This window comes from Sphingomonas sp. YR710 (genome assembly GCF_900101455.1).
GTDB lineage: Bacteria > Pseudomonadota > Alphaproteobacteria > Sphingomonadales > Sphingomonadaceae > Rhizorhabdus.
The window spans coordinates 1-22,520 of record NZ_FMZJ01000011.1 but is presented as its reverse complement, the minus strand read 5'-3'; the positions used below and the strand labels follow the sequence as shown (position 1 = coordinate 22,520).

General features: G+C 64.4%; 22 protein-coding genes. 14 read left to right on the top strand and 8 right to left on the bottom strand.

Translation table 11 applies throughout. The features are described from left to right. Position 1 precedes the first annotated feature (1 nt). A complete protein-coding gene (locus tag BLS13_RS20720; RefSeq protein WP_176943587.1) occupies positions 2–148 on the bottom strand; it encodes a hypothetical protein in 147 nt (48 codons plus the stop codon). Further along, on the bottom strand, positions 148–1,260 hold the full coding sequence (locus tag BLS13_RS13645) for an NAD(P)/FAD-dependent oxidoreductase (protein WP_256325875.1): 1,113 nt from the start codon (positions 1,258–1,260) through the stop codon (positions 148–150). Before BLS13_RS13645 ends, BLS13_RS20720 begins: the two co-directional genes overlap by 1 nt. Before the next feature lie 186 nt (positions 1,261–1,446). On the opposite strand from BLS13_RS13645, the gene BLS13_RS20375 reads away from it, so the two are divergent. The 8 genes from BLS13_RS20375 to BLS13_RS13610 all read left to right on the top strand — a co-directional run bounded on the left by BLS13_RS20375 (position 1,447) and on the right by BLS13_RS13610 (position 11,563). Beyond that, positions 1,447–2,304 (top strand): GNAT family N-acetyltransferase, encoded by an 858-nt coding sequence (locus BLS13_RS20375; RefSeq protein ID WP_143011955.1) that lies wholly within the window; start codon positions 1,447–1,449, stop codon positions 2,302–2,304. An 8-nt stretch (positions 2,305–2,312) separates the two neighbouring features. Then, complete coding sequence (locus tag BLS13_RS13640) at positions 2,313–3,782, top strand: NAD-dependent succinate-semialdehyde dehydrogenase (RefSeq protein ID WP_093453065.1); 1,470 nt, start codon at positions 2,313–2,315, stop codon at positions 3,780–3,782. Beyond that, positions 3,779–4,846 (top strand): tartrate dehydrogenase, encoded by a 1,068-nt coding sequence (locus BLS13_RS13635; RefSeq protein WP_093452887.1) that lies wholly within the window; start codon positions 3,779–3,781, stop codon positions 4,844–4,846. The genes BLS13_RS13640 and BLS13_RS13635 overlap by 4 nt, the downstream gene beginning before the upstream one ends. Before the next feature lie 169 nt (positions 4,847–5,015). Continuing rightward, positions 5,016–6,395 carry an aminotransferase class III-fold pyridoxal phosphate-dependent enzyme gene (locus BLS13_RS13630; protein ID WP_093452884.1) on the top strand — a complete coding sequence of 460 codons (1,380 nt, stop codon included), beginning with the start codon at positions 5,016–5,018 and terminating at the stop codon, positions 6,393–6,395. Positions 6,396–6,422: 27 nt separating this feature from the next. Further along, positions 6,423–6,920, top strand: a complete 498-nt coding sequence (locus BLS13_RS13625) for an Lrp/AsnC family transcriptional regulator (protein WP_037527348.1) — start codon at positions 6,423–6,425, stop codon at positions 6,918–6,920. Between the two features lie 26 nt (positions 6,921–6,946). Then, on the top strand, positions 6,947–8,116 hold the full coding sequence (locus BLS13_RS13620; RefSeq protein ID WP_093452882.1) for a M20 aminoacylase family protein: 1,170 nt from the start codon (positions 6,947–6,949) through the stop codon (positions 8,114–8,116). A gap of 237 nt (positions 8,117–8,353) precedes the next feature. Further along, positions 8,354–10,513 carry a TonB-dependent siderophore receptor gene (locus BLS13_RS13615; RefSeq protein WP_093452881.1) on the top strand — a complete coding sequence of 720 codons (2,160 nt, stop codon included), beginning with the start codon at positions 8,354–8,356 and terminating at the stop codon, positions 10,511–10,513. A 111-nt stretch (positions 10,514–10,624) separates the two neighbouring features. Further along, positions 10,625–11,563, top strand: coding sequence for a 2-hydroxyacid dehydrogenase (locus BLS13_RS13610; RefSeq protein WP_093452879.1), 939 nt, complete (start codon positions 10,625–10,627; stop codon positions 11,561–11,563). Here BLS13_RS13610 and copD read toward each other — a convergent pair. After that, positions 11,560–12,483, bottom strand: a complete 924-nt coding sequence (gene copD / locus BLS13_RS13605) for a copper homeostasis membrane protein CopD (protein WP_093452877.1) — start codon at positions 12,481–12,483, stop codon at positions 11,560–11,562. The genes BLS13_RS13610 and copD overlap by 4 nt on opposite strands. A 3-nt stretch (positions 12,484–12,486) precedes the next feature. Beyond that, positions 12,487–12,873, bottom strand: coding sequence for a copper homeostasis periplasmic binding protein CopC (gene copC, locus BLS13_RS13600; RefSeq protein ID WP_093452875.1), 387 nt, complete (start codon positions 12,871–12,873; stop codon positions 12,487–12,489). A 134-nt stretch (positions 12,874–13,007) separates the two neighbouring features. Between copC and BLS13_RS13595 the strand changes: the two genes are divergently transcribed. From BLS13_RS13595 to BLS13_RS13570, 6 genes are read left to right on the top strand one after another with little or no spacing between them, the layout of a single operon-like run. Next, positions 13,008–13,289, top strand: a complete 282-nt coding sequence (locus BLS13_RS13595; RefSeq protein ID WP_143011954.1) for a hypothetical protein — start codon at positions 13,008–13,010, stop codon at positions 13,287–13,289. After that, positions 13,286–13,723, top strand: coding sequence for a periplasmic heavy metal sensor (locus BLS13_RS13590; protein WP_093452872.1), 438 nt, complete (start codon positions 13,286–13,288; stop codon positions 13,721–13,723). The genes BLS13_RS13595 and BLS13_RS13590 overlap by 4 nt, the downstream gene beginning before the upstream one ends. Then, positions 13,720–14,283 carry an RNA polymerase sigma factor gene (locus BLS13_RS13585; protein WP_093452871.1) on the top strand — a complete coding sequence of 188 codons (564 nt, stop codon included), beginning with the start codon at positions 13,720–13,722 and terminating at the stop codon, positions 14,281–14,283. The genes BLS13_RS13590 and BLS13_RS13585 overlap by 4 nt, the downstream gene beginning before the upstream one ends. 51 nt (positions 14,284–14,334) lie before the next feature. Then, the gene (locus BLS13_RS13580) at positions 14,335–16,083 is read left to right on the top strand and encodes a copper resistance system multicopper oxidase (RefSeq protein ID WP_093452869.1); all 1,749 of its coding nucleotides are present in this window, start codon (positions 14,335–14,337) and stop codon (positions 16,081–16,083) included. Beyond that, the gene (locus BLS13_RS13575) at positions 16,080–16,994 is read left to right on the top strand and encodes a copper resistance protein B (protein ID WP_093452868.1); all 915 of its coding nucleotides are present in this window, start codon (positions 16,080–16,082) and stop codon (positions 16,992–16,994) included. Before BLS13_RS13580 ends, BLS13_RS13575 begins: the two co-directional genes overlap by 4 nt. Next, positions 16,991–17,704: a PepSY domain-containing protein gene (locus tag BLS13_RS13570; protein ID WP_256325874.1), complete on the top strand. Its 714-nt coding sequence runs from the start codon at positions 16,991–16,993 to the stop codon at positions 17,702–17,704. The genes BLS13_RS13575 and BLS13_RS13570 overlap by 4 nt, the downstream gene beginning before the upstream one ends. Positions 17,705–17,733: 29 nt before the next feature. Here the strand turns inward: BLS13_RS13570 and BLS13_RS13565 are convergent, their stop codons facing one another. From BLS13_RS13565 to BLS13_RS13550, 4 genes are all read right to left on the bottom strand, one after another. Beyond that, the gene (locus tag BLS13_RS13565) at positions 17,734–19,161 is read right to left on the bottom strand and encodes an aldehyde dehydrogenase family protein (protein ID WP_093452865.1); all 1,428 of its coding nucleotides are present in this window, start codon (positions 19,159–19,161) and stop codon (positions 17,734–17,736) included. A 261-nt stretch (positions 19,162–19,422) separates the two neighbouring features. Further along, entirely contained in the window at positions 19,423–20,502 is a 1,080-nt protein-coding gene (locus BLS13_RS13560; RefSeq protein WP_093452863.1) for a FecR family protein, read from the bottom strand. Beyond that, positions 20,499–21,119 (bottom strand): RNA polymerase sigma factor, encoded by a 621-nt coding sequence (locus BLS13_RS13555; protein ID WP_143011953.1) that lies wholly within the window; start codon positions 21,117–21,119, stop codon positions 20,499–20,501. The genes BLS13_RS13560 and BLS13_RS13555 overlap by 4 nt, the downstream gene beginning before the upstream one ends. 69 nt (positions 21,120–21,188) lie before the next feature. After that, complete coding sequence (locus BLS13_RS13550) at positions 21,189–22,412, bottom strand: MFS transporter (RefSeq protein ID WP_093452860.1); 1,224 nt, start codon at positions 22,410–22,412, stop codon at positions 21,189–21,191. Positions 22,413–22,520 lie beyond the last annotated feature (108 nt).

Below are 22,520 nucleotides of genomic sequence, written 5' to 3'. Positions count from 1 at the left end.
GTCACAGAATTGCGGGCTCCACCATCATGACGATGTTTTCGATCGAAATGACGGCATTGTCCCCGCATCCGGCGGCGCTGCGGACGTTCGATGTGCCGATCTCGCCCGCCAGACCGCAGTTATTGCCGGGATCGGGGCGGCACATCATCAGGCCCGTCCTGCGGCCCAGCGTTTGAGATCGTCAGCGCCGATTTCGCCTTCGATCGACGCGATGACTCGTTCGCCCATCAACGGACCGAACTTGAACATCTGGCCGTCACAATTGCCGATCGCGATCGTCCGCCCCTCGGTCTCGACCCGGAATTCGCGGGTCGCGTCCATCGTATAATAGCCGACCTGGACGCGGAGCGGGGTATAAGCATCGATATCATGAACGAAGCGGCCGAAGCCGGCCATAATCTGCCGGTCCTCACCGGGCGGGCTCTGCCACCCCTCTTCATCCGGATTCCCCGGGCGACGATGCGCGCCATAGCCGAATTTGAGCTGGGTGCCCGCCACGCCGGGCAATGTGTAACCCCCATTGTCGCCAAAGGCGACGAGCGCGGGGCCGCGCCACGCATCAGCATAAGCCTCGGCCGGCTCGACATAACATAGCGCCTGCCGCATGACCGGCAGATCGGCGAACGATGGCCATAGCGCGCCGCACCAGGCACCGGCGGCCACCACCATCGCATCGCCCGCAATGACTTGCCCATCCGCCAGCGTAGCCGTCGCGGCGCGCGGGTCGATCGCGATCACCGAAGCGTGCGGCATCATCGTCACGCCCAACGCCTCGGCCAGCCGGGCCAGATCCCTCACGATCCGGTCGGCAAACAGCGGGCCGCCGGGGTCCGCGAGCACACCGAACGAAGCGGGCCTGAGCTTATATTGGGGACATAGCGCCTCGGTCTCCGCGCGGTTCAGCACGCGATGCTGCACCCCGGTCGCCCGAAAGCAGGCCAAGGTGCGATGCGCATAATCGCCGTCCGTCTCGGCAATCGCGATCGCGCCGGTATCGACGAAATGCCGTTCCCCGATCTCAGGCCAGAGTAGCTCCCACGCCGCGAATGCATCGCTCACCATCCGCGTATAGCCGGCGGCGGCACCATAATGGTATCGAATCATCCGATGCGAATCCCAGGATGCCTGGAATGGATTGGGAATCGGGCCACGTTCGATGAGCGTCACCGAATGACCGCGTCGCGCCGCGGCACGGGCTGTGGACAAACCGACGATGCCTGCGCCTATGACGATGATCCGTGCCAACTGAATCCATCCCATGCTGCCATGTTGCTGCTGGATATACAGTAAGGAGGAACATCCGGCATGAAGTTCCGGATCGCGTGTCATTTCCGGCGCAAGTCCACGCTTGTTCTCCGACGGGCGGCAGCGAATGCTTGATGGCGGCGTGTAGAGCAGTGATGTGCCGTTCGCGCGGCGCCATGGCAGATCATGAGGAGAATCGAGATGGCCACCTTGCCGGACAACCGGCTCAGCTTGCGACCAATGTCGTCCGGCGATATCGCCGCGGTGCATGCCCTGTCCAAAGCCGAGAAATGGCCGCATCGCAGCCAGGATCTGTCCGCCATGCTCGCCATCGGCTCCGGCCTCGTTGCCGAAATGGGGGGCGCCATCGTCGCGTCCACCATGTGGTGGCCGTGCGGCGACGACATCGCTTCGCTCGGCATCGTGATCGTCGCCCGCACGCATCGCGGCTCCGGCCTGGGCCGCATCATCATGGAGACCGCGCTCGACCAGATCGGCGATCGCGCGGTCATCCTGAACGCCACCGAGAGCGGGCTGCCGCTCTATCGCAAGCTCGGCTTCAACGGCGTTTCGGAGATTCACCAGCATCAGGGCGCCTCCTTTGCGGCACCGCTGGTGCCGCTGGCAGAGGGTGAACGCATTCGCCCGATCGGGGCCAGCGATGCCGCGCCGGTCGCGGCCCTCGTCGAAGCCGCAACCGGGCTGCATCGGCCCGCATTGATGACGGCCTTGCTCGAAAAGGGGCATGGCCTGGTGCTCGATCGGGATGGCGTGTTGACCGGCTTTGCATTGTTTCGCCGTTTCGGCCGGGGCTATGTCATCGGCCCGGTTGTCGCGCCGGACCGGGAACGCGCCAAGGCGCTGATCGCGCAATGGCTCGGCATGCGCAGCGGCGAATTCACCCGGCTCGACATAACCGGTGACAGCGGGCTGGGCGACTGGCTCGAAAATCTGGGCATCGTCAAGGTCGATCGTGCCATCACGATGGTCCGCGGGAAGGCGCCCCATCCCATCGGTCCGGCGCGCGCCTTCGCCATCGTCAGCCAGGCTTTGTGCTGATGTCCGGCATGCCCGATCTTCAGGACAGCGCCCTGTTCGTCCAGGCCGCCTTCATCGACGGCGAATGGCGAAATGCAGCTTCGAATCGCACGATAGACGTCCATGACCCGGCAACCGGCAGGGTGATCGGCACGGTGCCGGACTGCGACGCCGCCGACACCGAGGCGGCGATTGCTGCAGCCAATGCTGCGCTACCCGCCTGGAAGAAGCGCACCGCCGACGAACGCGCCGTCATCCTCGAACGCTGGCACGATCTGATGCTCGCATCGACCGCCGATCTCGCCCGGATCATGACCACCGAGCAGGGCAAGCCGCTGGCCGAGGCCGAGGCCGAGATCCGTTATGCTGCGTCGTTCGTGAAATGGTTCGCCAATGAAGGGCGCCGGGTTTCGGGCCATGACATTCCGGCGCCCACCAGCGATCGCCGCGTGCTCGTGAGCAAGGAACCGGTCGGCGTCTGCGCGATCATCACACCCTGGAACTTCCCGGCCGCGATGATCACGCGCAAGATCGCGCCCGCGCTGGCGGCCGGCTGCACGGTGGTGATCAAGCCATCGGACCTCACACCCTTTTCGGCGCTTGCGCTGGTCGTCCTCGCCGAACGCGCCGGCGTCCCCGCCGGGGTCGTCAACATCGTCTCCGGCCTGCCCGAGGCGATCGGCGGCGCACTCACCGCCAGCCCGGTCGTCCGCAAACTGTCTTTCACGGGGTCAACGCGGGTTGGCTCGCTGCTGATGCGCCAGAGCGCGGACACGTTGAAACGGCTGAGCCTGGAACTCGGCGGCAACGCGCCTTTCATCATATTCGATGATGCCGACATCGAGGCGGCGGTCGCCGGCGCGATGGCGAGCAAGTTCCGCAATGCCGGGCAGACCTGCGTGTGTGCCAACCGGCTGCTGGTGCAGGACGGCATCCACGATCGCTTCGTCGCGCGCCTGGGCGAAGCGGTTCGGGCGCTGAGGATGGGCGATGGCCGCGGCGCGGGCGTTACCATCGGGCCCCTGATCAACGCCGCCGCCGCCGCCAAGGCCACGGCGCATGTCGAGGATGCCCTGGCGCGAGGCGCGCTGGTCATGGCATCGGCGCCCGGCGGGGATCCGCACGGAAACTTCGTTCGCCCCGTCCTGCTGACCGAAGCCACGCCGGATATGCGGCTCGCGAGCGAGGAAACCTTCGGCCCGGTGGCGCCCGTCTTCCGCTTTCGCGACGAGGCGGAGGCGGTCGCCCTCGCCAATGCCACGCCGTTCGGGCTCGCCAGCTATTTCTATACGAACGACCTGCACCGCGCCTGGCGGGTTGGCGAGGCGCTGGAATTCGGTATGGTCGGCCTCAACACAGGTTCGATCGCGATGGAGATGGCGCCGTTCGGCGGTATCAAGGCATCGGGGCTCGGGCGTGAAGGCGGTCGTGAAGGCATAGAAGAATATCTCGAAAGCAAGGCCTTCCACTGGGCTGGCCTCAAAGGGTTCTCAACATGAAGACATATCGTATCGCCGTTATCCCGGGCGACGGGATCGGCAAGGAAGTGATGCCCGAGGGACTTCGCGCGCTGGAGGCCGCGGCCGCAGCCGGTGGCTTCGCGATCGAACAGCAATGGCACGACTTCGCGTGCTGCGATTATTATGCCCAGCATGGCGTGATGATGCCCGAGGACTGGAAATCGGTGATCGGCGACGTCGACGCGATCTTCTTCGGCGCGGTCGGGTGGCCCGATACGGTGCCCGATCATATCTCCTTATGGGGATCGTTGATCCAGTTCCGGCGCGAATATGATCAATATGTGAACCTTCGCCCGGTCCGGCTGATGCCCGGCGTCCCCTGCCCGCTGGTCGGCCGCAAGCCCGGCGATATCGACTTCATGGTCGTGCGCGAAAATACCGAGGGCGAATATTCGGCGATTGGCGGCACCGCCTTCCCCGGCACCGATCGCGAGGTCGTTCTGCAGGAAACGGTGATGACCCGCCATGGCACCGATCGCATCCTGCGCTACGCCTTCGAACTCGCCCAGCGCCGGCCCAAGCGCCACCTGACATCGGCCACCAAATCCAACGGCATCGCCATCACCATGCCGTGGTGGGACAGCCGGGTGGAGGCGATGGCGAAGGCCTATCCCGAGGTCCGCACCGACAAATATCATATCGACATTCTCGCGGCGCAGTTCGTGATGAACCCCGATCGGTTCGACGTCGTCGTCGCCTCGAACCTGTTCGGCGACATCCTCTCCGATCTCGGCCCGGCCTGCACCGGCACGATCGGCATCGCGCCGTGCGGCAATATCAACCCCGACCGATCGGTTCCGTCGCTGTTCGAACCGGTCCACGGATCGGCGCCCGACATCGCGGGAATGGGCATCGCCAATCCGGTCGGCCAGATCTGGTCGGCCGCGCTGATGCTCGAACATCTCGGCGAGGCCGACGCGGCGGCGACGATCGTGCGCGGCATCGAGACGGTGCTGGTGGACGCCAGCGGGCGGACGCGCGATCTGGCCGGCACCGCATCGACCGAGGATTGCGGCAAAGCGATCGCCGCGACGATCGGATAAGGGCGCACGTTCCGTCGCCGGAGGATGCGCCGACATTCCTCCGGCGACTGTCAGCAGATTATGCCGCGCCAACCCCAACTTCGGCATCGGCGCGCGCAATCAGCCCGGTGATCGAGCGCCCGACCGGCCCGAAGCGCATATACTTGCCCCACAATTTCAAGGCAGGTCGATGCAGTCCAACTCTCTTATCGAAAGCGATCGCAACCATCTCATCCATCCGGTGAGCGCCTATCGCGCGCATGAGGCGCGCGGCGCGACGATCCTGACCGGCGGACAGGGCATGTACCTCACCGATAGCGAGGGGCATCGCCTGATCGATGCCTTTGCCGGGCTGTGGTGCGTCAATATCGGCTACGGCCAGGAGAGCGTCGTGGCCGCGGCGACCGAGCAGATGCGGCGGCTACCTTATGCGACCGGCTATTTCTCTTATGCGAGCGAGCCGACGATCCGCCTTGCCGAACGTCTCGCCGATCTGTCGCCGCCGGGCCTGAACCGCGTCTATTTCACGCTCGGCGGTTCCGATGCGATCGATTCCGCGATCCGCTTCATCACCCATTATTTCAACGCCACCGGGCGGCCGACCAAGAAGCACATGATCGCGCTCGACAAGGGCTATCATGGATCATCGAGCAGCGGCGCCGGCATGACCGGCCTGCCCGTCTTCCACCGCCAGTTCGACGTGCCCTATTTCTGGCAGCATCATATCCCGGCGCCTTATCCCTATCGCAGCCCGGTCGGCGACGATCCGCAAGCGATCATCGATCTTTCGATCGCGCAGCTTCGCGCGAAGGTCGAGGAACTCGGCGTCGATAATGTCGCGGCCTTCTTTGCCGAACCCGTGCAGGGTTCGGCCGGCGTGATCGTGCCGCCGCGCGGCTGGCTCAAGGCGATCGAGGCGACCTGCCGCGAGCTCGGGATCTTGCTGGTCGTCGATGAGGTGATCACCGGCTTCGGCCGCACCGGGCCGTTGTTCGCGTGCGAGACTGAGGGCGTTTCGCCGGACCTGATGACGGTCGCGAAGGGCCTGACCGCCGGCTATGCGCCGATGGGGGCCGTGCTGATGCGCGAGGAGATCTATGCGGGCATCGCCGACGGGCCGGACAATCACCTACCGATCGGCCATGGCTTCACTTATTCGGGCCATCCCGTGAGCGCCGCCGTCGGGCTCGAAGTTCTCAACCTCTATCTGCAGGGCGGCATTTTGGCCAATGGCCAGCGGCGGATTCCGCAAATGCAGGCAGGGCTCCAGACGCTCGTCGATCATCCACTCGTCGGCAATGTCCGCACCGCGGGCATGCTGGCCGGCATCGAACTCGTTCGCGACAAGCAGACCAAGGAGCGTTTCGACCCCGCAACCGGCATTGCCGATCGGCTGGCGCGCACGGGCTATGCGAACGGCATCATCTTCCGCGCCTTTGCCGACGGCACGATCGGCCTGGCCCCGGCGCTCAGTTGCAGCGAGGACGAGATGGACATTCTCGTCGCGCGGCTGCGCAAGACGCTCGACGACGTGCTCGACGATGCGGATGTGCGACAGGCACTTGCGTAACGATCCGATGCAGCAGATTATTCCGTCATGAACCTCGGCCCCAAACTCGACCGGTTGGATTTCCGCATCCTTGCCCAGCTCCAGCGCAACGGCAGGATCACGAACGTCGAGCTTTCGGACGCCGTGGGGCTCTCGCCGAGCCCCTGCCTGGCAAGGGTCAAGCGGCTCGAAAAGGCGGGCTATATCACCGGTTATGGCGCGCATATCGCGCTGGCCAAACTGGGCTCGACATTGACGGTGTTCACCCAGGTCACGCTCAAGGATCACCGGTCGAGCGACTTTTCCAAGTTCGAACAGAAGGCGCGCACCGTCGACGAGATCGTCGAGTGCCATCTGGTCAGCGGCGGCTATGACTATCTGCTGAAGTTCATGGCCCGCGACGTCGCGCATTATCAGCAGATCATCGAGGAAATCCTCGAACGCGATTTCGGCATCGAAAAATATTTCAGCTTCATCGTGATCAAGTCGCCGATCATCAAGCGCTACGATCCGATCGAAACCTTGTTCGAAGAGCGGCTTTCCTGAGCCGCCCCGCCAGGAAGGAAGAAGCCATGCGCCTGGACCTGACCGCGTTTCAGCCATTGGTGCCCGAACTGACCCGTTTGCGCCGCGACATCCACGCCCATCCCGAACTGGGCTTTGCCGAACACCGCACGGCCGGCCTGATTGCGCAGGCACTCGGCAATCTCGGCCTGGACGTGACGACGGGGATCGGCGGCACCGGCGTCGTCGGCGTGCTGCGCCGTGGTGGATCGGCGCGGTCGATCGGCCTGCGCGCCGACATGGACGCGCTTCCCTTCCATGAGGAGACCGGGCTGCCTTATGCGAGCACGCAGCCGGGCACCTTTCATGGCTGCGGCCATGATGGTCATGTCGCGATGCTGCTCGGTGCCGCGCAGCATCTGGTGAATGACGATAGTTTCGGGGGCACCGTCAACTTCATCTTCCAGCCCGCCGAGGAAGGGCAGGCCGGCGCGCGGGCGATGATCGAAGACGGCCTGTTCGATCGCTTCCCATGCGATCGCGTGTTCGCGCTGCACAACTGGCCCGATCTGCCCGCGGGCAGCATCCGCACGCGCGCCGGGCCGATCATGGCATCCGCCGACCGGTTCGAAATCGTCATATCCGGGCAAGGCGGGCATGCCGCCATGCCGCATCAGACGCCCGATGCGATCCTCGCTGCCTGCGATCTGGTGCAGCAACTCAACACGATCGTTGCGCGCCGCATCCCCGCGACCGAGGCCGCCGTTCTGTCGGTCACGCAGATTCATGGCGGCCACGCGCACAATGTCATCCCGGGCACGGTGACGATCATGGGCACGGTCCGTACCTTCAATCCGGCGGTGCAGGATCGCATCGAAGCGTCGATCCGGGCGATGGCCAGCGGCGTCGCGCTTTCGAGCGAAACGACGATCACAGTCGCTTATGATCGCTATTATCCCGCGACGATCAACGACGCCGATGCGGCGGCGGCGGCGCTCCGGGCGTGCGCGGCGGTCTGCGATGATGTCGCGATCGCCCCCGATCCCGCCTTCACCTCCGAAGATTTTGCCTTCATGCTGCAGGCCCGGCCCGGCGCGTATCTGTGGCTCGGCCAGAAGACGCCGGACAAGGCCGCTGCGCTCCACCATCCACGCTATGACTTCAACGACGATGTCCTCACGCTCGGCATCGGCTGTTTCGTGGCGCTTATACATCAGGAGCTGGCGCCGGGCGCCTGATCGGTCCTGTTCCGGCCATCGGCATTTCATGCGTCCGCGGCGCCAATTTTGATGCGACGGGCCATATGCCGCAGCTCTGTTCGCAATTTAATTCCATTGCGGGCGCCCATACTGGTCCTGCCGAAAACGTTCGGATGAGGAAGCGGCAGGATCAGGCGCCGCCGGGCGCGTCAAACACCGTGTCGCAGATCATCCAGCGGGAGGACGGCGAGGGAGTTCATCTAAAGGGGATTCAGAATGCCTTCCGTCACCTTCAACCGATTTCAGCTCTTTTGCTCCGCGGCCATGGCGCTGACGATGGCCGCGCCGGCCTTCGCCGAAGCCTCCGCCGACGAAACGACGCAGGGCGATGAGATCCGGGTCGTCGCGCAGCGCCAGCCTTATCTCGGCAATGTGCCGCTCAGAACGATGCCGCAAAGCGTGCAGGTCCTCGACTCGGTAGCACTGACCACCGCGGGTCTCACCAAATTGCAGACCGCACTCGATTTTGTGAGCGGCGTGGCGCGCCAGAACAATTTCGGCGGGCTGTTCGACAGCTACGCCATCCGCGGTTTCGCAGGCGACGAGAACACGGCGAGCAATTATCTGCTGAACGGTTTCAACACATCGCGCGGCTTTGGCGGCGCGCGAGATGCTTCGAATATCGAGCGTATCGAAGTCATCAAGGGGCCGACCTCCGCCCTGTTCGGCCGGGGCGATCCCGGCGGTGCCGTCAACATCGTCACCAAGAAGCCCTATTTCACCACCGGTGCGCGCTTCACCGTTTCCGGTGGAAGCTACAATACCTATCGCGGCGAAGGCGATATCAATATGCCCTTGTCCGATCGGCTCGCAGTTCGCGTAACCGGTGCCTATGAGCGCGGCGACACGTTTCGCGATTATATCAGCACGCGGAAATATACCTTCACGCCATCCGTCCTCTTCAGGATCGACGACAAGACGAGCCTGACCTACGAACTCGAATATACGCATCTCACGGTGCCGTTCGATCGCGGCGTCGTAGCCCCCACCGGCAACCTTAAGACCATCCCCCGCTCCCGCTTCCTGGGCGAACCCGGCGACGGCCCGATCACCACCAAAGCGCTCGGCCATCAGGCGCAGCTGCAGCATGATTTCAGCGATAAATGGTCGCTGCTGATCGGTATGGGTTATCGAACATCGTCGTTGCGCGGCAATTCGACCGAAGCCGAACTGGGCGCCAGCCGTCAGCAGATTTACGTCGACGGCCAGACGTTGACGCGTCAGCGCCGGTTCCGCGATTATAACACCACCGATCTCACCTTCCGCGGCGAACTCAGCGGCACATTCGAAACGTTCGGGCTCACCAACCATGTCCAGATCGGCGCCGATTGGGACGAGTTCAGGTTCGATCAGATCCAGATGCGCTTCCGGGCCCCGTCAATTGCCTCGCAGACAACGGCAGCCCGCGGCAACCAGATCAATATCTTCAACCCCGTTTATGGTTTCCTCGCAACTGTCGGACCATTCCTCAACAGCAACGAGGATGACGTCAGCTATGGCGCCTACCTCCAGGATCAGATCGATCTGACCGATCGCCTGAAGTTGCGCCTCGGCGCGCGCTACGACCGGTTCGAACAGAGGATCTTCAACAGGATTGCCGTTCTGCAGATCGCGCAGAACAAGAGCGCCTTCAGCCCGACCGTCGGACTGTCCTACGAAGTGGCGAAACCAATTGTCGTCTATGCCAGTTTTGGAAAGGGCTTCCGTCCCAATACGAGCTTCGATTTCCAGAACCGTGCGTTCGCACCCGAGAAGACGACATCGTACGAAGTTGGTGCCAAACTTTCGACGTTCGGCGGCAGGCTGACCGGCACGGTCGCACTCTACACGATGGAGAAAACCAACGTCCTGACCGCGGACCCGGTCAATGCCGGCTTCTCGCTTGCGCTCGGCAAGGCGCGGAGCAAGGGCGTCGAAGCCCAGATTTCCGGCAAGTTGCCGGCCGGATTCCGGATCGATCTCAATTATGCCTATACCGATGCCACGGTCGGGAAGGATGCGCTCGATCCAAACTTCGCCTTCCCGATCCTGAAGGGCGATCCGCTGATCAACATCCCCAAGAACAGCGCCAGCGCACTGCTCTTCAAGGATTTCGAGATTGGCGGCGCGAAGGCCAGCATCGGCGGCGGCGTGAATTATGTCGGTCGACGGCTCGGCGAAACGGGTTTCAAGTTTGCCAACGGATCCTTCTTCTATCTGCCGTCCTACACACTCACCCGCCTGATGGCTTCGGTCTCGCCAACCGATCACATCCATATTTCGGCGGACGTCAGCAACCTGTTCAATGTCCATTATTTCCCGAGCTCTTATTCGCGGCTCTGGGTAATGCCCGGTGCCCCGCGGCAGTTCATGGTGCATGTTGGGTATAGTTTCTGATCGGCAAGGCGCCGTCTTCCTGACAGAAGGCGGCGCCGCGCGCCTCGAATTTCGAAGCATCGCTCGCATCGCCGTGGCCCGCGGCGGACGTTGAGGATATCATCCGCCGCCATGTCCAGCGTCGAAACACTCCTCCATGTCGGCGATGCGGCGCGGGGCAAGCTGTGGGCCGAACAATTGCCCACCCTCGTGCCCGACCTGAGCGTAAGGCAATGGCCCGACATCGGCGATCCCGCCGATATCCGCTATCTGGCGGCCTGGACCTTGCCGCCGGGCCTTATCGATACGCTGCCCGGGCTGCGTTTCGCAATGTCGATCGGCGCCGGGGTCGATCAGCTCGATGTCGCCACGATACCCCCCAACCTGCCATTGCTGCGCATGACCGAGGGTACGCTCGTCGACGGCATGGTCGAATATGTGACGATGGCCGTGCTGATGCTCCATCGCGATATGCCGCATTATCTGGCCGAGCAGCGAGCCGGCCTCTGGAGCCCGCGCCGCCACGTCGCTGCCGCCGATCGGCATGTCGGCGTGATGGGAATGGGCATGCTCGGCGGCGCGGTGCTGGAGCGCCTCGCCGGCTTCGGCTTCGCCCTGTCCGGCTGGAGCCGATCGCCGAAGGATATGCCGGGCGTGCATTGCCATGCCGGCATGGCGGCCCTGCCCGCCTTCCTTGCCGGTCTCGACATCCTGATCTGCCTGCTGCCGCTGACGCCGGAAACGCGCGGGCTGCTCGCGGCACCGGTCTTCCGGACGCTGCCGGCCGGAGCCGCGCTGATCAACGCAGGTCGGGGCGGTCACCTCATAGCGTCCGATCTGCTGGCGGCGCTCGACAGCGGTCATCTTTCGGCGGCCATCCTCGATGTCACCGATCCGGAGCCACTCCCTGCCGACCATCCCTTCTGGCACCATCGCCGAGTCCTGCTGACCCCGCATGTGGCCAGCAGGACCGATCCGGCATCGGCCGCCCGCTTTGTCGCAGAAGCCATCTTCAGCGATCGCGCGGGCCTGCCCTTGCCCGGCCGCGTCGATCGATCGGCGGGCTATTAGCCGACAGGCTCTAGCGTGCCGAGCCAGCCGACAAGCCCAAGGATCAGCATCGCCGCGGCCATTTCCACTCCGAGGCTACGGCGCAGGAGGCCGAGCGCCCGACCATGATCGCCCTGCCCGATCGCGCGTTCGAGGCGGGGCGTCAGGCGGAAGCGATTGGCGGCCGCCATCGCCAGCATGACGATGAACAACGCGATCTTCGCCAGCATCAGCCGTCCCCACAGGCTCGCCGCGAGGTGTGGCAGTTGATCGACGCCGACGAGAAACAGCGCGTTGATGCCGCCCGTGATCAGGATCAGCGCCACGAGGACCGTGCCGATCGCCGCGAAGCCGTCGAGCGCGCGGTGGAGCGTCCGGACCTGCGCCCTGCCATCATGCGAGGTCCGGACCGCGATGAAGAGCAAGGCGCCGACCGCGCCGATCCACGCGCCCGCGGCCAGCAGGTGCAGGATGTCCGCGCCGAGATGAACCATCCGCGCCCCGCCATCGCTCGCCGCGCCATGACCCGACCAGGCCAGGGTGGCAAGCGCCGTTCCCGCCGCGACGACAATCGTGCCCAGCGCGGGGGCGGGATGGCGAACAAGCAGGATGCTTGCGGCAACGCAGGTCACCAGCGTCGCCATCCGGATCTCAAATGCGGCACCGACCGCGGTCTGGCCGAGCAGCATGGTCAGCGTGTCGGAATTGACCTGGGACAGGCTGGTTCCGCCCATCGCCGCCGCCATGGCGACGAAGCCGAACGCGGAGGCCGCAAGGCCGATCGCCGCCAGCCCGCCCAGACAGAGGCTGAACGGGATCAGCCGGCGATCCTGCCATTCCTCGCCGCGCAGACTATGGAGACCGAATAAAGACAGGCCGAACAGCAGCGTCAGCGCGCCAAACAGCGCGAAACGCGCGGCGATGATCGGCCCGTCGCCCATGCTTTATTTGACCGTGAAGGTGAGATGACCTTCGACACGATGTGTGTCGGTCGAGACGACATGCCAATTGGCGTCATAGGTGCCGGCGGGCAGCGCCCTCGGCAAGGCCGCGACCAGCGTCTTGCCGTCGCCGGAAACGCTGGTCTTGAAACCGGTCACATTCATCGGCGCATGGTGCGCCATGCCGGGCATCCCGGTCATCGCGAGATCCAGCCCGGACATTTGCGGCATCAGCGTTTCGCTGAAGGTCAGGCTGATCTGGGTCGGGCCACTCACCGTCGCACCGGCGGCCGGCGTCGCCGACACAAGTTTCGGATGCGCGAAAGCCGGTGCGGCGATGGCCAGCGAAGCGGCGGCGGCGGTGATCAGGGCGTTTCGGAAACGAAGCATGACTTTCTCCATTCGGGATCGATATGATGGATACGCGGCTTGCAGGCTTATCCCTCATCGGGCCTTTGCAAATATTGCCTGAGGGATGATCCGGGCGGGTGCGTATCATCGGGCAGAGAGCGTGGAGAATGATGATGATGACCGACATTGACGCCGCCATGGCGCGCCTGCGCGATATGCCCGTGCATCCCCGACTGGCATCGATCGACGCCGCCATTTTCGAGGCGATGTCCGCCCGCGCCGCGGCCACGCGCCCGTTGTCCGGCACCCTCCTCGGCCTCGCGGCGATCACTTCGCTGACGATCGGCTTCGCCAGCTCGGTATTGCCGGGCACGCCGGCGCGGGCGGCATCGATCGCGCCGTTCGGCACCCCGCCCGCGCTCGCACCATCCACCCTGCTGGGCAGCGGCGAATGATCGATCGCCGGCTGCTGCTGATCGCGCTGATCGCCTTCGGCGCGGCGATTGCCGGCGTCATCGTCGGGCGTCTGTATATCGCGCGGCAGGCGCCGGTCGAAACCGAACTGCACAGCTTGCTGCACCGGCAGCTCCAGCTGGACGATGGCCAGGCCGCCCGGATCGAGGCGATCGAACAGCGCTTTGCCGTCCGCAAGCAGGCGCTCGAGCGCGAATTGCGCGCGGACAATACGCAGCTCGCCGATGCGATCGAGGCCGAGCATGGCTATGGCCCGCAGGTCGGCGCGGCGGTCGATCGATCGCACCACGCGATGGGCATGCTTCAGAAGGAAACGCTCGAACATATCTTCGCGATGCGCGGCGTGCTGCGCCCCGATCAGGCGGCCCGCTTCGATCAGGCGGTGGTCAAGGCGCTGACGGCCCAGGAGGAATGAGCCTCGACCTCGCCGGCTGTTCGGACGGCGAACTGGCTGCGCTTGCGCTCGCCGGCCGGCAGGCGGCCTATGGCGAACTCATGCGGCGCCATCGCGAACCGGCCTATCGGCTGATCCGCGGCCATATCGGCGACGCCGATGCCGCGCTCGACGTGACCCAGCAGACCTTCGTCGCCGCCTTTTCGGCGCTCGCCCGCTATGATGGCGCCCGCCCGTTCCGGATCTGGATCGCCCGCATCGCGATCAACAAATGCCATGACTGGGCACGGCGGCGGGCGGTTCGCAGAATCCTCTCCTTCGCGCTGCCGATCGAGGCGGCGAGCGCGGCCGCCGACGAGGCCGCGACACCAGAGGCGACGCTGTCCGACCGCCAGGAGCTCCGGCGCACCATGGCGGCGATTGCCACCTTGCCGGCCTCGCTCAAGGAATCGCTGATCCTGCGCACGATCGAGGGACTGTCACAGGCGGAGACCGCGCAGGTGCTGGGAATCAGCGAAAAAGCCGTCGAGACCCGGGTCTATCGCGCGCGCGCGCGGCTCGCGGAAAGTTTGAGGGATTGAGGCGCGGCCCGCGTATGAACGGATAAGAACGTCCATCGGGGAATCCCAGCCATGCCGTCACCGACACTCGATCGCCGATCGCTGCTGCGCAGCGCCGCATTGGCGAGCGGCGGTCTTTCGCTCGCAAGCTGGTTTCCGGCCTGGGCGCAGCCGGTATCGGGCGGGATCGTCCGGCCGTTGCCGACCGTCAGCGGCACCGACATCGCGCTGCGGATCGGGCATCAGATGATGATGGTCGACGGCCGCGAAAGCCATGCGATCGCGGTCAACGGCACGGTGCCCGCGCCACTCCTGCGGTTGAAACAGGGCACGACGGTCCGATTGTCGGTGACCAACGACCTGGACGAGGACAGCTCGATCCACTGGCACGGCCTGCTCGTGCCGTTCCAGTTCGACGGCGTTCCCGGCGTCAGTTTTCCCGGCATCCGGCCGAAATCGACGTTTGTCTATGAATTTCCGGTCATCCAGTCGGGCACCTACTGGTATCACAGCCACTCGGGCCTGCAGGAGGCGATGGGCCATTACGGCCCGATCGTGATCGATCCCGCCGGCGACGATCCGATCGGGTCGGACCGCGAACATGTGATCGTGTTGTCCGATCACAGCCCGATTCATCCGCATGTGATCTACCGGAAGCTCAAGCAGCAACCGGGCTATTTCAACTATCAGAAACAGACGCTGGCCGGCCTGTTCGACGGTCGCGACCAGAAGCTCAAGGATCGGATCGACTGGGGCAAGATGCGGATGGACCCCACCGACATTTCGGACGTCACGGGATCCACCTACACCTATGTGGTCAACGGCCATGGCCCGCGCGACAACTGGACCGGCTTGTTCCGGCCGGGCGAGCGGCTGCGGCTGCGCTTCGTCAACGCGTCGGCGATGACGATCTTCAACGTCCGCATTCCGGGGCTCGCGCTGACGATCGTCCAGGCCGATGGCCAGAATATCCGCCCGGTCACGGTCGACGAATTCCAGATCAGCGTCGCCGAGACGTTCGACGTCATCGTCACGCCCGCCGATGATCGCGCCTATACGATCGTGGGCGAGGCCGTCGACCGATCGGGCATGGCCCGCGCGACGCTCGCGCCCCGCGAGGGGATGGTCGCCGAGGTGCCGGCGCTGCGCACGCGGCCGATCGCGACGATGAAGGACATGGGGATGGACATGTCCGGCATGGCGATGGGCAACACGCTCGATCTCAGCGCACCGGCCAGCGCCCCGCCAGCCGGCCATGAGATGAGCATGAAGATGCGCGATCCGAAAAATGCGCCGCAGGTGCATCTGGGGCCCGGCGTGCAGACGATCAGCCCGATGCCCGCCGATCGCACCGGCGAGCCGGGCCAGGGGCTCGAAGATGTCGGCCACAAGGTGCTCGTCTATCGCGACCTGATCGCGCTGGAGCGCAATCCGGACGTGCGCGCGCCCGATCGCGCGATGGAGATCCACCTGACCGGCAATATGGAACGCTATATGTGGTCGTTCGACGGACAGGCGTTTAGCGAGATCAAGGCGCCGATCCCGTTCCTGAAGGATGAAAGGGTACGGATCACGCTGGTCAACGACACGATGATGTCGCACCCGATCCATCTCCACGGTCATTTCTTCGAACTCGTAACCGGCCATGGCGATCATGCGCCGCGCAAGCATACGGTGAATGTCCTGCCCGGCGGCACGGTGACGTTCGACGTCACCACCGATGCGGTCGGCGACTGGGCCTTCCATTGCCATATGATGTATCACATGCACGCCGGGATGATGCGGATCGTTTCGGTTCGACCGCGCGGAGACGTGGCATGAGCCGCCTGCACCTGCTTGCCGCGAGTTGCTTGCTCGCCGTCTCGCCGCCGCTTGCAGCGCAGACCGCAGCGCCGGCGAGCGATCCGCACGCCGGGCATGACATGTCGGCGATGCCGGGCATGGACATGGGTGCGCCGCCCGAACAGGCGACCGGCGGAACGGCGCTGCCGGCCGGCAATGCCGCGGCTCCTTCGCCACCGACCGATCATTATGCCGATCGGATTTTCCCGCCCGCGGAAATGGCGCGCGTGCGCGACGCGCTCAGCCGCGAGCATGGCCGCGGAACCTTTTATCAGGTCATGTTCAATCTGGCGGAATATCAGGCGCGCAAGGGCGGCGATGGCTATCGCTGGGACGGTGAGGCGTGGTTCGGCGGCGATATCAATCGGCTGACCCTCAAGAGCGAGGGCGAAGGTTCCGTTCGCGGCGGCGTCGACAGCGCCGAGGTGCAAGCGCTCTATTCGCGGGCGATCGATCCCTATTGGAACCTGCAGGCCGGTGTCCGCCAGGACATCAGGCCACGCCCGGCGCGCACCTATGCGACGATCGGCGTGGAAGGGCTGATGCCCTATCTGCTCGAGGTCGAGGGCGCGTTGTTCCTGTCCGACAAGGGCGATCTGCTCGCCCGCGCCGAAGGCTATTATGATCAGCGGATCACCCAGCGCCTGATCCTTCAGCCACGGATCGAACTGAACTTCGCGGCGCGGGACGTGCCCGAGGATCGGATCGGGTCGGGCCTGTCCAACGCCGAACTGGGCCTGCGGCTGCGCTACGAGATCAAGCGCGAATTCGCGCCATATGTCGGCGTCTCCTACGATCGGAAGGTCGGCGATACGACATCTTATGCCCGACAGGATGGCGAACATGTCGGATCGACCAGCCTCGTGATCGGCCTCCGGAGCTGGTTTTGAAGATCACCCGCCTGCGCCTCCATATCGGCGCCAGCAAGGTGCACCGGTGGCTGGGGCTGATCATCGGCGCGCAATTGCTGATCTGGTGCACGAGTGGCCTGTTGATGAGCCTGCTGCCGCTCGATCTGGTTCATGGGGACAGGCTGGTCGGTACGGCGCCGGCCAGACCGCTCGATGTGGCCGCGCTCCGCCAGCTTCCCTCGCTTTCCGCCGACCCCCGCCCCATCTCGACGATTACCATCGAGACGGTGGTCGATCGCCCGATGGCGGTCGTCCATTATGTCGATGGTGGCGGAAGGCTGATCGATATGGCCAGTGGCCGGGAGCAGAAAGTCGATCGCGCGCTGGCCGATCGGATCGCCCGCGCCGCCTATAAGGGATCGGCGACCGCAACCCGGGCCGAACTCGCCACCGCCCAATCGATCGAATATCACGGCGCGCTGCCGGCGTGGCGCGTCGCCTTCACCGACAAGGAAGCGACGCGCGTCTATATCGATCCCGCCACCGGCCGGATTGCGGCGGTTCGTACCGGAACCTGGCGGTTCTACGATCTGGTGTGGGCGCTCCACATCATGGACTGGAAAGGCCATGAGAATTTCCACACGCTCTGGTTGCGCGCCTTCGCGCTGGGCGGCCTGTCGCTGGGTATCGCCGGCGCCATCCTTCTCTACTTCCGCTGGCCCCGGAAGCGCCGCCGCGCGAAGAGCTGATACGCGTACCGACCGCGCGTGAGATCGCCTCAAAAGCCGATGATCGCCTTGGTTTCCAGATATTCCTCGAAGCCATGGACGCCAAATTCGCGGCCATTGCCCGACTGCTTATAGCCGCCGAACGCCGCATGGCCGTTCCACGCCGGATAGTTGATGAGCACCTGCCCCGCACGGATCTGCGACGCGACGCGCCGCGCGCGGTCGGGGTTCCCGGACTGGAGATGCGATCCGAGGCCATAAACGGTGTCGTTGGCGATCGCGATCGCCTCCGCCTCATCGCGATAGGGCATGATGGAGAGGACAGGGCCAAAAATCTCCTCGCGCGCGATCCGCATATTCGGGGTCACCTCCGAGAAGATCGTCGGGCGCACGAAAAAGCCCTGCTCGATCCCGTCCGGCCGGCCGAGCCCACCGCAGATCAGCCTGGCGCCATCATCGATGCCGGCCTGTATCATCGTCTGCACGCGCGCGAATTGCGCGGCGTTGGCGATCGGGCCCATCGTGGTTTCGGGATTCCGGGGATCACCGACGCGGATATCGGCAGCCGCCGCGGCCGCGAGCGCCTCGACTTCGGCCAGCCGATCGGCCGGCACCAGCATCCGCGTCGGCGCGCTGCACGACTGGCCGACATTGCGCATCCCTGCGAGCACGCCTTTTGCGACACCCTGCGCGAAATCGGCATCGTCGAGGAACAGGTTGGGCGATTTTCCGCCAAGCTCCTGCACGACCCGCTTCACCGTCACCGCCGCCGCCTGCGCGACCAGCACCCCGGCGCGGGTCGATCCGGTGATCGAGATCATATCGACATCGGGGTGGGCCGCCAGCGCGGCGCCGACCGACTCGCCGGTGCCGTTGACCAGATTGAACACGCCGGCCGGCACCCCGGCATCGTGCATGAGCTGCGCAAACAGCAATGCGCTATAAGGCGAAAGCTCGCTCGGCTTCAGCACGACGGTGCACCCGGCGGCGATCGCGGGCGCGACCTTCGCGGTGATCTGATAGAGCGGCCAGTTCCAGGGGGTGATCAGCGCACAGACACCGATCGGCTCCTTCGCCGTGGCGATCGTGCCGTCGAGCGTGAGAAACGTGTAACGCCGCAGCACCTCGATTTGGACGCGCACATGCTCCGCCGCGAACGGCACCTGCGACATGCGCGCGAAGCCGATCGCCGCGCCCATTTCCGTCACCAGCGCCTGGGCGAATTGCTCCGCCCGCTGCTCGATCAGATCGAGGATGCGCCCGAGCAGCGCCAGCCGATCGTCGATCGACGTGCGCGAGTAGGTCTCGAACGCCCGGCGCGCAGCCGCCACCGCGAGATCGACATCGGCGGGCCCGCCTGCGGCGATATGGCCGACGACCATTTCCGAAGCCGGATCGACGACCGGGAGCAAAGGCAGGTCCGCGCGATCCAGCCATCGGCCGTCGATGTAGAAGCGGGTCGCATGTTCGGCACTCATCAACCCAAGCCCTCTTCAGACGCATATCTTCCCGGACCGGACGAACGGTTCGATCGCCGTCACGCCGGCGAAATCGCTCTTTCCAACTTATGCGAAGATTGCTTCCGTCCCGCCGGACATGGATGCTGATTCAGGGCCCTCGACGTTCGCTTAGTGCCGAGTTTCACCGACATTGCCGGATATGATGCCGGTCAGGCCCGGATGCGCTTCAGCTGGCAGCCGAGCCGTTCCTTCACGGATGCGCGCTTTGCCGCAGGCGGGTCAGCGCGGCGGTTCGGCGGCCATGCTCAATTCGATGCCCCTGTCCGGCAACAGGCGAGACCGAATGGGAAGAAGTTCGCCGACGATGGCCCCGAACCGTTCGGGATTGTCGGTGCGGAAAACGCCGCTGATGCGAAGATGTCCGGTGGCATCATCCCGAATGAGGAGCCGGCGGCTAGAATAGCGGTTCATCTCCTGAACCGCTTCGGTCAACGGGACATCATTGAACTCCACAAAGCCTTCGCGCCATCGCAGCTGCTGATCGACATCGACCTGAACAAGCTGCGGTGCGGAACCAATCGTGGCCACAAACTCCTGGCCCGGCGCCAATACCATCGGCGTGATGATGGCCGCATTCACCGGGTGATCGCTGACGGCGTCCACCACCACCTTACCCTCGACCAGGGTGACGTGCATCCGGTCCCGATCCAGCATGACCTCGAAGACTGTGCCGAGCGCGGTAACCTGACGGTCGGCCGCCTCGACGACAAAGGGGCGGCGGCGATCCTTGGCGACCTCGAAAAGCACCTGGCCGCGCAAGAGGCGAACGAACCGTCGTCCCGGTGCATAAGCGACGCGGACAGCGCTATCGGTGTTGAGCGTGAGAGCGGTTCCGTCCGCCAGGTCTATGGTCCGGCGTTCGCCCTTGCGGGTCGCGAACTCACCATAACTGGGCTTCGCTATTTCCGCCGCCGGTACCGGTCTGGCAACGACATTCGTCGCCTGCCTGGAGGAAGATCGAAACGGTTCGACATTGAAAGCGGTGGCGGCCAGCAAGGATGCAGCAATGCCAGCGGCCAGGCCGAGCCACATGCCCTTGCGCGATTCCGGCCCGACCTCCAGCGCCGATTCTCGCAAGGCGTTCGAATGCGAATCGCCGTCTGCCTCCGAAAACAGGTCCCAGACCTTCGCTGCCCGATCAAATGCAGCGGCATTGACGGCCGATTCCGCACGCCAGGCGTCGAATTCGGCCTGTTCGCGCGGGCTGAGCGGCCCGGCATCAAGGCGAACAAACCAATATGATGCCGCCTCGTCCGGTGCGAGCCCGCGCACCGACGGTCGCTGCCCTGGCGCAATCATTCCTGTTCGACCCGCCGCATGAGATGCGTGATAGCCCGCTGCATATGCTTCTCGACAGCACTGACGGAAATGCCCAGCCGCGAAGCGATATCGTTGAAGCGCATGCCTTCCAGCCGTCTCAGCACAAAGATCACCCGCGTTCGTTCTGGCAGTTCGAGCAGCACGGCGGTTGCCCGCACCAGCCTCTCTCTATTCAGCAAAACGTGCTCCGGCGAAAAATCCACACCGGAATGTCGATCACTGTCAAATGGCTCGTGCGCTTCGACATGGTGGGTCACGCCTTTGCGCAGGCGATCCTTGAGGACGCTACTGGCCGTTTCGAAAACATATGCGCTCAGATTTTCGCGCGCGAGCGCCGAAGTGCCGCCACGCCGTATCAGCCGCACGAACACTTCCTGGACCATATCCTCCAGATCGGCAGTATTCGTCGTGCGTCGGCGAAAATAGCGCAGCAGCGGCCAGCGAAAATCGCGGCTTAACCGTTCAAGCGCTCGCTGATCCTCATCGCCCTCACTGATCGCGCTCTTCTGCATCGTGCGGGTCCTCGAGCACAGCCAAGTGTGAGTTAAATCGACCGCAACCGCAACCGCCTCAATGAGAGGTCTCGGGCTGGCCACCGGATCATCGGAAACGTCGCCAGGCGAGACACGACGGTACCGCCATCGCCGAATAGATGCCGAACGCGTCTAGTCGGCCAACACGTCCCGCCCTCCACCAAGCGTCTTTAGAAGCACGGCGGAGGCCAGGGCGATAGCAACACCGGCCCAATAGATCAGGTCATATGTGCCGAAACGATCGTGGATATAGCTTCCGAGCAGCGGCCCCGAGGCCGAGGCCAGGACCATCACGCTCGTAAGTGTTCCGAACACGAACCCGAACTGTTCTTCTCCGAACAACTGGCGCGTGACACAGGCTGAGACGGTGTACATCGCACCGATCGTCAATCCCAAAGCACAGCAGACGATGGTGGCCCAGAAGGTCGCGGCGCCGAAAGGCGGAAACAGCGCGCAAGCGGCCGCAAGCAGCACCAGCACCGATGTCGTGACGATGCTGAACGGCATATGATCGAACAGCCACCCCGCGATCAGCTTGCCTGCGATCGCGGTGACGCCCGAGGCACCGACAAGCTTGGCTGCGCTCAGGGCAGTGAAACCCTTGTCGATCAGCGCCGGCGCCAGATGCACCAGGAATGCGGATTCTGCCATGAAGATCGCAAAGATCGCCAAAGCGAACTTCAGGAACCTCGGCGATTTCAGCAGCGGAAGGATCGATGGACGCCTGGCCTTCGCCCCCGTTTCCGATCGCGCGCCGGCATGGTGATCGCGACGGTCGTAAAAGAAGAACAGGGTCAGCAAAAGGGCCGAACCGAACCACAGCAGCCCAAGCAGGCGGAAGGCCATCCGCCAGCTATATTCATCGATGAAAATCTGCGCCAGCGCCGGCGTGATGGCCACGGTCAGGCTGTTTCCGCAAAGCACTACGGCGATTGCAATGCTGCGGCTTGCAACGAATTTCGTAGGGACGACCGACAGCCAGATCACCGGTTCGATCAACACCGCGCAGATGGCGTGGAGGATCCACAGCACCACCCACAATGTCACGCTGGTGGTGGCGAGCGAAAAGGCGGCGTACATGAATCCTGTCAGGATAAGACCGACAATGGCAAAAATCCGGACGTTCAACACATCACTGTAACGCCCGACGATCGGCGACAAGGTGAACGAGACCAATGCGGAGAGCGTCAGGCCCATCGTTATCTGGGTTCGCGTCCAGCCCAGGTCCGCTTCCATGGGACCCATGAACTGGCCGATCGTGTAGCGCCCGAGGAGAGGCGCCGCCATGCCGGCGAAGGCGGCGAGCAGCAATGGCCAGCCCGTCGCCCACTCTCGCCGGATCGAAGCGGCTTCCATACCCTCCCCCTGTTTCACAACTCGCCCAATACTTCCTGTGTATGCTCGCCGACGAGCGGCGCGCGCTTGATCGTCGTTGGGATGAAGTCGCCGGTGAATGGCAGTCCC

Bases quoted from the DNA above. Each gene is read 5' to 3' on its own strand.
- BLS13_RS20720 (WP_176943587.1), bottom strand. From the start codon at position 148: ATGATGTGCCGCCCCGATCCCGGCAATAACTGCGGTCTGGCGGGCGAG.
- BLS13_RS13645 (WP_256325875.1), bottom strand. From the start codon at position 1,260: ATGGGATGGATTCAGTTGGCACGGATCATCGTCATAGGCGCAGGCATC.
- BLS13_RS20375 (WP_143011955.1), top strand. From the start codon at position 1,447: ATGGCCACCTTGCCGGACAACCGGCTCAGCTTGCGACCAATGTCGTCC.
- BLS13_RS13640 (WP_093453065.1), top strand. From the start codon at position 2,313: ATGCCCGATCTTCAGGACAGCGCCCTGTTCGTCCAGGCCGCCTTCATC.
- BLS13_RS13635 (WP_093452887.1), top strand. From the start codon at position 3,779: ATGAAGACATATCGTATCGCCGTTATCCCGGGCGACGGGATCGGCAAG.
- BLS13_RS13630 (WP_093452884.1), top strand. From the start codon at position 5,016: ATGCAGTCCAACTCTCTTATCGAAAGCGATCGCAACCATCTCATCCAT.
- BLS13_RS13625 (WP_037527348.1), top strand. From the start codon at position 6,423: ATGAACCTCGGCCCCAAACTCGACCGGTTGGATTTCCGCATCCTTGCC.
- BLS13_RS13620 (WP_093452882.1), top strand. From the start codon at position 6,947: ATGCGCCTGGACCTGACCGCGTTTCAGCCATTGGTGCCCGAACTGACC.
- BLS13_RS13615 (WP_093452881.1), top strand. From the start codon at position 8,354: ATGCCTTCCGTCACCTTCAACCGATTTCAGCTCTTTTGCTCCGCGGCC.
- BLS13_RS13610 (WP_093452879.1), top strand. From the start codon at position 10,625: ATGTCCAGCGTCGAAACACTCCTCCATGTCGGCGATGCGGCGCGGGGC.
- copD (WP_093452877.1), bottom strand. From the start codon at position 12,483: ATGGGCGACGGGCCGATCATCGCCGCGCGTTTCGCGCTGTTTGGCGCG.
- copC (WP_093452875.1), bottom strand. From the start codon at position 12,873: ATGCTTCGTTTCCGAAACGCCCTGATCACCGCCGCCGCCGCTTCGCTG.
- BLS13_RS13595 (WP_143011954.1), top strand. From the start codon at position 13,008: ATGATGACCGACATTGACGCCGCCATGGCGCGCCTGCGCGATATGCCC.
- BLS13_RS13590 (WP_093452872.1), top strand. From the start codon at position 13,286: ATGATCGATCGCCGGCTGCTGCTGATCGCGCTGATCGCCTTCGGCGCG.
- BLS13_RS13585 (WP_093452871.1), top strand. From the start codon at position 13,720: ATGAGCCTCGACCTCGCCGGCTGTTCGGACGGCGAACTGGCTGCGCTT.
- BLS13_RS13580 (WP_093452869.1), top strand. From the start codon at position 14,335: ATGCCGTCACCGACACTCGATCGCCGATCGCTGCTGCGCAGCGCCGCA.
- BLS13_RS13575 (WP_093452868.1), top strand. From the start codon at position 16,080: ATGAGCCGCCTGCACCTGCTTGCCGCGAGTTGCTTGCTCGCCGTCTCG.
- BLS13_RS13565 (WP_093452865.1), bottom strand. From the start codon at position 19,161: ATGAGTGCCGAACATGCGACCCGCTTCTACATCGACGGCCGATGGCTG.
- BLS13_RS13560 (WP_093452863.1), bottom strand. From the start codon at position 20,502: ATGATTGCGCCAGGGCAGCGACCGTCGGTGCGCGGGCTCGCACCGGAC.
- BLS13_RS13550 (WP_093452860.1), bottom strand. From the start codon at position 22,412: ATGGAAGCCGCTTCGATCCGGCGAGAGTGGGCGACGGGCTGGCCATTG.